At 42.9% G+C, this 2506-nt stretch carries 1 pseudogene; it reads right to left on the reverse strand.

From position 1 onward, the window contains the following. Positions 1–937: 937 nt before the first annotated feature. Positions 938–2434 (reverse strand): annotated as a pseudogene (locus tag P9B04_RS20460) (esterase-like activity of phytase family protein); the annotation flags it as partial. Positions 2435–2506: the final 72 nt, after the last annotated feature.

The following is a 2506-nucleotide window of genomic DNA, read 5'->3' on the forward strand; positions in this document are numbered from 1 at the left end:
ATCTTTGTCCCCTAACTTTCGGCGAGTCCCCCCAGACTTTTTGAGAAGCTTCCTTAGGTTGTATCTTCGATGGATAAGTTTCATCATATAAGTGGTTAGGGAACAACAGTGGAGCAGTTAGTTAAAGCCCTAAAAGCGAAATCCTTGGAACTTTGCCACCTAAAATATGGCAACTGTGAGAATAGGGTATGATTACCCCAAAGTGACATTACTCTATTTGTTAGGATCGGTTTTTGAAGGCACTACTAACTGTTTTTTCCTTTTTATTGTAATCGAAGCCATAAACTGACTTAAGTGGACCAAAATAAAGGTTACGGTTGAGATGAGACATAAGTGATATCAAATCCGCGTTAGAGAGTAGATAATCATATTGAGTATATTAGTAACATAAGATTACAGGATACTGCAAACAAAGCCCACGTAGTTCACTCGTGGGATATAGTTTGCCCGTCTTTAGGCAGAGTGAATATGGTATCATGAACCAAGTGCGGTAATGCGCGTAAGAGATTTATCGGTGTTTCTTGCCTAGAATTGTCTAGGTTTCTGTACTCAGTATAGCTGGTTAACTCCCTCTGAGACGTTTTTCTGCGACGGACAAGCCCTACCCAGTTGAACAGAATCAAAGTCATAGCAGGTTTAATATGCTCCTTAATTCGAGCTATTAGACATCTAAAAAACCTATACAGTCTGCTGTCGGGCAGCCAGTGGACGTTAAACTAAAATGTTTGTGGATTCGGTCTGGTGGGGGCATGGTTTGAGACAAACTATGTCTAGCTAAGAGGGTGTGAAGCAAGAATCCCACGCAGTTCTACTCGTGGGAGTGTCAAAAAAAGGGTGGACATTGCCCACCCCATAAATCATTTATAATTGTTGTTTTTTGCCATTGAAATGCTCATCAGTGAGTCAGGGCAAATAATACCTTGACCTGGACTAATAATTAAGCAAAAGCAAAACTATCAACACTCAAACTACTGAAATCTACAGCCAATAGTCTCGCTAAATCATTACCCTCAAACGCAACTATGGCATCGCCACCGTCATCACTTAAGGTTAACTGATCAAAACCAATACCTAAACCACCGATACCTAAGACATCTCCCTCTAGTTGGTCAAAGTCCGTAATGATATTAGCTGACTCAGGAATTTCTGCGGTAACAATCCAGAATTGATCCGCTCCAGCACCACCGGTAATGGTGTTATTACCTCCTGCTTCTGGGAAGAAGAATCGATCATCTCCTGCTCCACCCAAAGCTCGATCTTTGCTACCGAGCAAGAAGTCATCGTTTCCAGATTGTCCGTAGAGACGATTCCCACCCCCACCATTAGAGGTATCGAAGAGGTCGTTATCTGCACCACCAAAGGTAAGCTCGTCAGTACCACTGAATCCTTCGGTTACAGCAGCATCGAACGTGTCTCCATCAAGGCTACCAAACACAGGCTCTCTAACTAAGGGAGGTGGGGTAACTACTATAGAAGTATCTTCTATGGTAACAGTTACACTATTATCATCGGTTAGTGCATAACCAATTTCATCGATTAAGGAGTAGACAGTGGTTTCATCTCCTTCTGTGGTTTCATCAGCAACCGTGATAAAGGTAGCCGTTGCAGAAGTTTCTCCTTCATCGATAGTGATGGCAGAACGGGCTAATTCGTCGCCTTCTGGGGTTAAAGATTCTAAATTGCTGGCATTAGTTAAAGTGGGAGGAAATTCGATATCGCCAAAAGCGTTATCGGAATCAACTTCCGACCAAACTACCCGTAAACCCCCCTCTGGGGCAGCTTCATCTAGGGTAAACGTGAGGGTGTAAGTATCAGCATCTTCAGAAACGGTGGTTTTATCAACCGTTAAACCTACTTCAGCAATCATTCCCACATCAGGATCTAAGTTTAGGGGTTCGTCTAACTCGATTTGGATGATCTCGTTATTGTCGATATCTGGACCGCGACCGATGGAGAAAGGATAGTTATTGTCGTTAGCTACCAACAGGGTTATCTCGTCTATAACGATAACATCCTCGATGGTAACAAAGGGGAAACTAAAGGTTGTTTCACCGTCATTGTTGAGATCATCGGGATCAGCAATTCTCAAAAGATCAACTAATTCCGTCTTCTCAACAAAACCGTCTGCATCTACTTGAGACAGATCAACTTTGAACAGTTTCTTAAAGGCAGCTTCTTCTCCTTGTCTTCCATCCCGTTCGATAATAATGAACTCGTTATCGTTAATAGGAGTCATATCACCGATAGCATGGCTAGGATCGTCTAATTCGTAGAAACCGACTATTTCATCAGCAAAACTAGCAGAAGCCGCGTCAAATTCGTAGATACGTACAGCATTATCCGGATCACCTACCACGCTGCCTTCTAAGAGAGGATAAAGGGTGGTGAGGTCAGGACTATAACCCAAACCTTCGTAACCGCGAGAACGGCGTAAATTAGCCTCTGCTTCTCCAGCTAACCTGCATTATTCATGAGAGAATTAAGAACAAGCATGAAAGCCTTATGC

It is taken from the genome of Crocosphaera sp. Alani8 (assembly GCF_038442745.1).
Classification (GTDB): domain Bacteria; phylum Cyanobacteriota; class Cyanobacteriia; order Cyanobacteriales; family Microcystaceae; genus Crocosphaera.